7 protein-coding genes are annotated in these 8,041 nt (G+C 37.9%); 1 reads left to right on the top strand and 6 read right to left on the bottom strand.

From position 1 onward, the window contains the following. From KQI94_RS06110 to KQI94_RS06100, 3 genes are all read right to left on the bottom strand, one after another. The coding region (locus tag KQI94_RS06110; protein WP_216454337.1) for a UDP-N-acetylglucosamine 1-carboxyvinyltransferase at positions 1 to 958 on the bottom strand (958 nt) is incomplete at its 3' end. 173 nt (positions 959 to 1,131) lie between these two features. Further along, positions 1,132 to 2,001, bottom strand: coding sequence for a class II fructose-bisphosphate aldolase (locus KQI94_RS06105; protein ID WP_002357972.1), 870 nt, complete (start codon positions 1,999 to 2,001; stop codon positions 1,132 to 1,134). Between the two features lie 202 nt (positions 2,002 to 2,203). Further along, entirely contained in the window at positions 2,204 to 3,160 is a 957-nt protein-coding gene (locus KQI94_RS06100; RefSeq protein ID WP_002381974.1) for a YitT family protein, read from the bottom strand. Positions 3,161 to 3,394: 234 nt separating this feature from the next. On the opposite strand from KQI94_RS06100, the gene KQI94_RS06095 reads away from it, so the two are divergent. Beyond that, positions 3,395 to 3,889 (top strand): YajQ family cyclic di-GMP-binding protein, encoded by a 495-nt coding sequence (locus KQI94_RS06095; RefSeq protein ID WP_002357974.1) that lies wholly within the window; start codon positions 3,395 to 3,397, stop codon positions 3,887 to 3,889. Positions 3,890 to 3,905: 16 nt separating this feature from the next. Here the strand turns inward: KQI94_RS06095 and KQI94_RS06090 are convergent, their stop codons facing one another. Genes KQI94_RS06090 through KQI94_RS06080 form a run of 3 tightly spaced genes read right to left on the bottom strand, consistent with a single transcriptional unit; the run spans position 3,906 to position 8,035 of the window. Further along, positions 3,906 to 4,589, bottom strand: a complete 684-nt coding sequence (locus KQI94_RS06090; protein WP_002390096.1) for an HD domain-containing protein — start codon at positions 4,587 to 4,589, stop codon at positions 3,906 to 3,908. A 21-nt stretch (positions 4,590 to 4,610) separates the two neighbouring features. After that, on the bottom strand, positions 4,611 to 5,576 hold the full coding sequence (locus KQI94_RS06085; RefSeq protein WP_002357976.1) for an asparaginase: 966 nt from the start codon (positions 5,574 to 5,576) through the stop codon (positions 4,611 to 4,613). Beyond that, on the bottom strand, positions 5,573 to 8,035 hold the full coding sequence (locus KQI94_RS06080) for a helicase C-terminal domain-containing protein (protein WP_002390094.1): 2,463 nt from the start codon (positions 8,033 to 8,035) through the stop codon (positions 5,573 to 5,575). The genes KQI94_RS06085 and KQI94_RS06080 overlap by 4 nt, the downstream gene beginning before the upstream one ends. Positions 8,036 to 8,041: the final 6 nt, after the last annotated feature.

Below are 8,041 nucleotides of genomic sequence, written 5' to 3'. Positions count from 1 at the left end.
CTTGCGCTTTTAAAAGTAATGGCGTTAACGGTTGTTGCAAGTCTGTGGCAAACCCAGGATACGGATAGGTTTTCACCGTTGTCATTTTCAGATCATGTGACGGATGAACTTCAATCATGTCTTCTTCAATTGTCATCTTAACGCCCATTTCTTGCAATTTCGCAATGAAGCTTTCTAAATGCTCATAAATAACATTTCGAACTTTGATTCCTTCACCCATAGCTGCTGCCATAGCTAAATAAGTCCCAGCTTCAATTCGATCTGGAATAATCGAGTGACGACAACCATGTAATTCTTCGACACCTTCAATCCGAATAACGTCCGTTCCAGCTCCTCGAACTTTTGCACCCATGTTATTTAATAATGTAGCAATATCAATAATTTCTGGCTCACGCGCAGCATTTTCAATAATCGTTTTGCCTTTGGCTTTAACTGCGGCTAACATGACATTGATTGTAGCGCCAATAGATACCATATCCATAAAAATTCGTGTTCCTTGTAAGCCAGCTTCGTCTGTTCTCAAGTACATCGCCCCATGTTCGTTGGTTACATGAGCGCCTAATGCTTCAAACCCTTTGATATGTAAATCAATTGGACGAGGGCCTAAGTAACAACCGCCAGGTAAGCCGACAACGCCTTCCCCAAATCGACCAAGAAGTGAGCCCATAAAATAATAGGATGCACGTAAGCTATTGATTTTTCCTTTTGGCATAGGCACAGAAACAACTTCTGTTGGGTCAATAATTAATGTATTATTTTCAAAAGTAATTTTAGCACCCATAATTTCTAAAATTTCAATTAATGAGTGAACATCCTGAATGTCAGGAACGCCATCTAAAGTCACGGGCGAATCTGCTAAAATAGCAGCTGGAATTAAAGCGACCACACTATTTTTGGCGCCGCTAATGGTTACTTCGCCCTTTAATGGACGATTCCCATTGATTACGATTTTTTTCATTTATATTCTCACCTATCTGTAATATACGTTTTCTAAATAAACTACCCAATCATTCTATCATAATCAAGCTTAAGAAAAAAGAAAACTTCTCAGGTATTTTAATAGAATGAAAAAATAACAAAAAATAAAAAAGACAGCCACGTGCTGTGGCTGTCTTTAACGTAACTAGTTGATTAAGCTTTGTTAGCTGAACCGAACCAATCAATGTGTTCTTCTGCATCTTTGATGATTGCAGCTTTACCTGGTGCTAATAATTTACGAGGGTCAAATCCTTTACCTTCTAAATCTTTACCAGCTTCAATATATTCGCGTGTTGCTTTAGCGAATGATAATTGGAATTCTGTATTTACGTTAACTTTTGAGATACCCATTGAAATTGCTTTTTCAATTTGTTCTTGAGGAATACCAGAACCTCCGTGTAATACTAGAGGTACATCAGAACCGACAGCTTCAGCAATCGCTTGTAAGTGATCAAATGCTAAACCTTTCCAGTTTTCTGGATATTGACCATGGATGTTACCGATACCACATGCTAAGTAGTCAATACCTGTAGCAACCATTTGTTTACATTCTTCGATATCAGCTAATTCGCCAGTACCGATGATTCCGTCTTCTTCACCACCGATTGAACCAACTTCACATTCGACAGAAATACCTTTAGCGTGCGCTTTTTCAACTACATCTTTCGCTAATTTTAAGTTTTCTTCGAATGGTAAGTGAGAACCATCAAACATGATTGAAGTATAGCCAACTTCGATACATTCTAAAGCAGCTTCGTAGTCACCGTGGTCTAAGTGAATTGCTACTGGAACTGTGATATTCATTGAGTCTACTAAATTAGTAATCATGTCTTTAGCTACTTTGTAGCCACCCATGTATTTAGCAGCGCCCATTGATGTTTGGATTAGAACTGGTGCTTTTTTAGCTTCTGCTGCTTCTAAAATCGCTTGTGTCCATTCTAAGTTATTTGTGTTATAGCCACCTACTGCATAGCCGCCTTTACGTGCTGCTTTTAAGAATTCTGCTCCTGATACTACTGGCATAAAAAATTCCTCCTAAGTTTTTAAAAACTTTATTTGTTAGGTGTTCCCTAACCAACGGTTCTATTTTAGCAGAATTCCTGACACTTTTCTAGTAAAATTCCCTTTTTCAGAAAATTTTTGTCTATTCTTTCACATAACCTTCATTTTTATAAAAAAACCTCCAGTTTTCCCGTTATCACTTTGGGACCTGAAGGCCGACTTGCTATTTTAATTTTTTCTTTGGCGGATAACGTTTCACCTTGTAAGATTGAAGCTCAGGAAATGTTCCTGTACTATGAAAAATCCGTTGTTCATCTTCATTGGCAAAACGCCCTAAAACCGATTGTGTTGGTAAAATATTTACAAAGGCATTCTCATCGATACTGTAAACTGCTTGTTCTAAATCATAGAGCTCGTAGCGAGTAATGACCATCATAATCATCCGACCTTCTGCACCTGAATAGCCGCCGATTGAAGGCAACAAGGTCATGCCACGAGCGATTTGTTGAGAAACTTCTAAGGCAACAGCTTCTGGTCTCGTGGTGACAATCATTGCTGTGACTTTTTGGTGACTGGTATGAATCATGTCGACCACCTGACTCAAACAGTAAATAGAAATAATAGTATACAACGCACTTTCCCAGTTAAATACAAAACCAGCCAACAGCACAATAATACCATTCAATAAGAACATAAAATTACCAACGGTTTTCCCTGTTGTTTTTGAAAGAATCAGTGAAATAATGTCCATGCCACCAGTGTTAAAGCCCATTTTCAATGAAAGCCCTGCGCCAACGCCAACTAAGACACCACCCATAATTGCGTTCATCAAAGGATTCGTTGTGACTGTTACGATTGGCACAAACATAGTGACAACGGAAATGCCAATAACATTGATGAAACTAAGAATCGTTGATTGTTTCCCTAATTTTACAAACCCTAGAATGAAGACGGGAATGTTTAAAAATAAAATGAAGATCCCTGTATTAATATGGATTCCTAAATTTGTATATAATAATGTAGCAATGATTTGCGCAATTCCGTTCATCCCTGCCGAAAAAACTTTTGCCGGAATCAAAAAGAAATTCAAACCGACCGCAGAAGTCAAAGCGGTTATCGCCATCACTGCTATTTTTTTTATCGATTCATTCCTTTGGTAAGTACTAACCAATCGACTCATTTTTCTTCGCTCCTTCGCTATTCTTCTGACTTAGAATAACAGGTTCTATCCTAAAAGAAAAGGGGCTAAAAGCGAACATTGAAAAAAATTTTTTTGCAACGTTTCCATGAAAGAATGCGGGAAGATATCCCTAAAAACTGATCTTCTTATTTCTCTATTCAAAATGATTCTAGCCTAACCTTTTTTACTATTTCATGATATGATGAAGCAAAGAATATTTTAGGAGGTTTTTACATGGCTGCAAAAGAAGCAAGTTTTGATGTAGTTTCAGAGGTCAATATGGAGGAAGTCAAAAACGCGATTCAAATTGCCTTGAAAGAATTGAAAAATCGTTTTGACTTTAAAGGGTCAATTGCTGATATTAAATTGGAAAACGATAAATTAGTAGTCGTAGCTGAAGATGATTATAAAGTCGAGCAAGTGAAGGATATTTTATTTGGAAAATTAGTCAAACGCAATGTTCCGATTAAAAATATTCATTTTTCAGAAAGTGAAAAAGCCTTAGGCGGTACCGCTCGCCAATATGGTGATTTAATCAGTGGTATTGATAAAGAAAATGCGAAAAAAATCAACACAGCTATCAAAAACTCTGGGATTAAAGTTAAGTCACAAATCCAAGAAGACAAAATTCGGGTAACTGGAAAAAGTCGGGATGATTTACAAAAAGTCATGGCTCTTTTACGAGAATTAGATTTACCAATGGCTCTTGAGTTTAACAATTATCGCTAAAAAAATCCTTCAACTGTTAATGAATAGTTGAAGGATTTTTTTGTTTTGGTACTGCCCATTCTTGATTATTCAATAAAACGATTGGTCGGCGTTGAATTTTTTCTGAAAAAGCGGCAATTGCTTTGAAGACCTTTGGCATAAAATAAAACGCATTTAATTCTTCTAAATCCAGTTCTTCTTCTGCCGTAAACGAGACACAAACCTCTTGTTCTGAAAGCATAATTTCAATTTTCTTTAAAAATTGAAGTTGCCGCATTCCCGGCGCGAAATAACCAGCCTTTGCAACACGAGAGGTTGTAATATCTAACTTATCACTAATGATTAGCGCTAGTGTCATTAACTCTTCCGAATCAAAGCCATTACTATGATTTTCTATAGAAGATAAAATTTCTTCTTGATAAGGCAAACAAATCTTTTGCTTACGAAAATATGCTTCTGCAAATTGTTTCCCCCGAAGCGCATGTCCTGCTTTTCCTTGTAGCGCACCCACATCATGGAGCAGTGCCGCAATTTTTGCCGCTTCTAAATACTCCTCTGAAACAGCAAGTTGTTTCAAAATCATTTCCGTCATGGCCACGACATTGGTTACATGAAACCAATTGTGGTATGCCCACCCAGCTTCTTCATCTTCCATTTGACCAATTGCATCATAAATTTGTCGAATTTCAGTATCTTGATGAATGCGTTCAAACAGCTTCATTTATTTTCTCCTTAAAATTAGTTACTGTTCCAAAAATTCTTTTAACTCTGCAGGATTTTTTTCGCTGTTTAAACCAACAATTAAACGAATCCGCGCTTTCGGTCCGTTTAAACCACGGGCAAAAACGACCCCCATTTTTTTCAAGCCAACGCCACCACCAGCATAATCATAGATATCTTCAGCAATGCCATTGGAACAACGAGAAACTAAAACGACTGGAATCCCGTTATCTAGCATTTTTTGTAATGCTGGGAGCGTTTCTGGCGGTAAATTGCCCGCACCTAACGCTTCAATTACTAACCCATCCGTTTCTGGGGTGTTTAATAATTCAAACATCCGTTCACCCATCCCTGCATAGGCCTTCACTACGTGAACATTTCCTTTCACAGAAGAAACATCGCAAACTTCTTGCGGTAAGACCTCTTTCGCAAAAAAAGCACGTTCTTTCGCAATGGTTCCTATTGGTCCAAAAGTTGGCGTCCGAAACGTCGCTACGTTCGTTGTATGTGTTTTTGTCACATAACGCGCCGTATGAATTTCATCATTCATCACGACTAAAACACCTTTATCGTACGATTCGTCTGAACAAGCAGTCCAAATAGCACTGATGAAATTATACAAGCCATCACTACCGATTTCGTTACTTGACCGCATTGCTCCTGTTAAAACAATGGGAATTTTTTTCTCTAAGGTTATATCTAAAAAATAAGCAGTTTCTTCTAATGTATCTGTTCCATGCGTAATAACCACGCCATCAATTGGTTCAGAATAAGCTTTTTGAATCCGTTCTTTTAATTGAAACATCCGTTCTAAGGTCATGTGTGGTGAGGGAATATTGAAGATATCTTCGACAACTAAATGAACCTTGCCAGAAAATAATGCTTCTTGTTCCATCAACGGATTTTTTTCATTCGGGGCAACACTTCCTCCTGCTACTTTCGACATGGAAATGGTCCCACCTGTATGAAGGACTAAAATGGTCTTCATTTGTTTCCTCCTTTGTTTTCTTTATTTTTTAACCAAAATTGTTTCACTTGTTGAATGAGTTGTTCATTGGTGTTTGCCTTTCGATGCGTCAACCAATGCGGCGGAAAGAAACGCTGGACACTTGGTAATTCAAATCGTTCGTCTAATAACAACACAAAGCCTTTATCTTGCGCATCTCGAATGACACGTCCAGCCGCTTGCAAGACTTTATTCATACCTGGAATTTGATACGCAAATTGAAACCCTTGCCCTCGCTCTTCTTGATAAAAAGTGCGAATCAGTTCTTGCTCCGGATTCATTTGTGGTAGCCCGACACTAACAATTATCGTACCAATCAATCGGGTACCTTTCAAGTCAATTCCTTCTGAAAATATACCACCTAAAACACAAAAACCGATGAAAGTTTCTTGAGGATTCTCTTTAAATTCAGCTAAAAATGCTTCTCGCTCTTTTTCGTTTAAGTCCGTTCCCTGAATTTGAGTTTTTACTTGCGGGTAACGTTGGCTAAATACTTGATAGACATCATCCATATAGGCGTAGGAAGGAAAGAAAATTAAATAATTACCTGTTTTTGTTTCACTTAACTTCCCTAAAAGTTCACTAATCTGTGGATAACTTTTTTCACGGTTTTTATAGGTTGTTTGAAGATGACTACCAATCATCAACAATTGATTTTCTTCTGGAAAAGGATACGGAATCCGATAACGTAGGCTTTCTTCACCTCCACCAAGCACTTCTTGATAATAATTCAGAGGTGTTAAACTTGCCGAAAATAAGATACTCGCTTTCCCTTTATCTAATCGTTGTGACAATAAATAAGCCGGATCGACACAAAATTGTTTCACAACGCAGTCATAGTTTCGCAAAGAAATAGACGTATAAAAGCCGTTGTCGTAGTACTCGCTGATTCGAAGATAACTTAAACAATCAAAATAAAAACTGAGAATCGACGCCAATTCCTCAATGTGTTGATTTTCTGGCAACCATTCTGCAATTACTTCTGTTAATCGATGTATCTGTTTAACTAATGAATCAATTGGCGCACGTTGGGCAAAAAAATCCGTGTCTTTTTCTTCACAGATTGCTTCAATATCATCAAACGTAGTTAAGACTTTTTGACAAGCTCTTTTTAATTGAACAGATTCTTTTTGCAATCTTTTTTGAATTTGCAAAACCGCATTCCTAGAAATAGCGGCCGAATACATCTCCCGTGAACGATTAACCAAATTATGGGTTTCATCCACTAAAAAAATATTCTCTTCTGCACTTTGGGGTTCTTCAAAGAAGCGCCGTAAATAAACCGTTGGATCAAATAGATAATTGTAATCGCCAATAATTAAATCACACCAAAGACTTGCATCTAGCGACAACTCGAATGGACACAAATGGTGCTTTTGTGCATACCGTTCAATAACCTCTCTCGTTAAATGATTTTCATGTTGCAATAAATCCCACAGTCCCTCATTTAAACGATCATAATAGCCGTCAGCAAACGGGCAATGTTCTGGTGTACAATTTCGTTCAGTTAAAAAACAAATTTTATCTTTTGCTGTTAACGTAATACTCTTAGTTTGCGCTTGTTTTTCGGACAGCGCTTTGACGGCATCTTCAGCCACTTGCCGCGTGATGGTCTTAGCTGTTAAATAAAAAATCCGTTCACCTTCTTCTTCACCAATTGCTTTCATCGCTGGAAAAAGAGTGGACATTGTCTTGCCTGTTCCAGTTGGTGCTTCCACGAAGAGCCGCTGTTTACTAAGAATTGTTTTATAGACGGCTACCGCCAATTCTCGTTGCCCTTTGCGATACTCCCCGTAAGGAAAACTAAGATTTTTTAATGATTTATTTCTCAAAATACGCCACTCTTCTTTAAAAATTACCCACTGTTCATAGCGCTTCATCAAATCAGTAAAAAACTCCGCTAATGCAGCTTCTGTAAAATGGCGTTCTTGTCGTGTGATTTGTTTTGTGGTGGTCTGATAATAAGTGAGTTGAAGCGTTATTTCAGAAAGTTGTTCTTGTTGGCAATACATGTGACCATAACACATCGCTTGATACCAAAACAATTCGACCTTTTCTGGCGGCAATTCTTCAAACGCTGGTTCGGATGTTTTAATTTCATCAATGACCACTTGCCCAGTTTCTTTCACAAAAATGCCGTCTGCACGACCTTCTACACAATAATTATGGCCATTTAAAGGCACCTCAATTTTTAAAGATACTTCCTTTTGATAAAGGCTCCCCGCTTCCTTTTGCAACATTCGATGAAGGCGACTACCTTCTTGTGGTGTATGTTCACTCACATGGCGAGAATCGATACTTCCCCGCCTTAAAATAAATTCGACCACTTGACGAACCGCAATTTTTCTCGTTGATTTCACGTAATCCCACCTATCTGCCTCCCTATTATAGAACATACATTCGCTAAACAAAAGCAAAAAATCCAAAACGAACACAATCATGCGTTC

The organism is Enterococcus sp. S183_ASV_20 (assembly GCF_018919685.1).
GTDB classification, from domain to species: domain Bacteria; phylum Bacillota; class Bacilli; order Lactobacillales; family Enterococcaceae; genus Enterococcus; species Enterococcus faecalis.
Note: the sequence above shows the minus strand (reverse complement) of the source record. Positions and strands in the feature narration are given on the sequence as shown.

Bases quoted from the DNA above. Each gene is read 5' to 3' on its own strand.
- KQI94_RS06105 (WP_002357972.1), bottom strand. From the start codon at position 2,001: ATGCCAGTAGTATCAGGAGCAGAATTCTTAAAAGCAGCACGTAAAGGC.
- KQI94_RS06100 (WP_002381974.1), bottom strand. From the start codon at position 3,160: ATGAGTCGATTGGTTAGTACTTACCAAAGGAATGAATCGATAAAAAAA.
- KQI94_RS06095 (WP_002357974.1), top strand. From the start codon at position 3,395: ATGGCTGCAAAAGAAGCAAGTTTTGATGTAGTTTCAGAGGTCAATATG.
- KQI94_RS06090 (WP_002390096.1), bottom strand. From the start codon at position 4,589: ATGAAGCTGTTTGAACGCATTCATCAAGATACTGAAATTCGACAAATT.
- KQI94_RS06085 (WP_002357976.1), bottom strand. From the start codon at position 5,576: ATGAAGACCATTTTAGTCCTTCATACAGGTGGGACCATTTCCATGTCG.
- KQI94_RS06080 (WP_002390094.1), bottom strand. From the start codon at position 8,035: ATGATTGTGTTCGTTTTGGATTTTTTGCTTTTGTTTAGCGAATGTATG.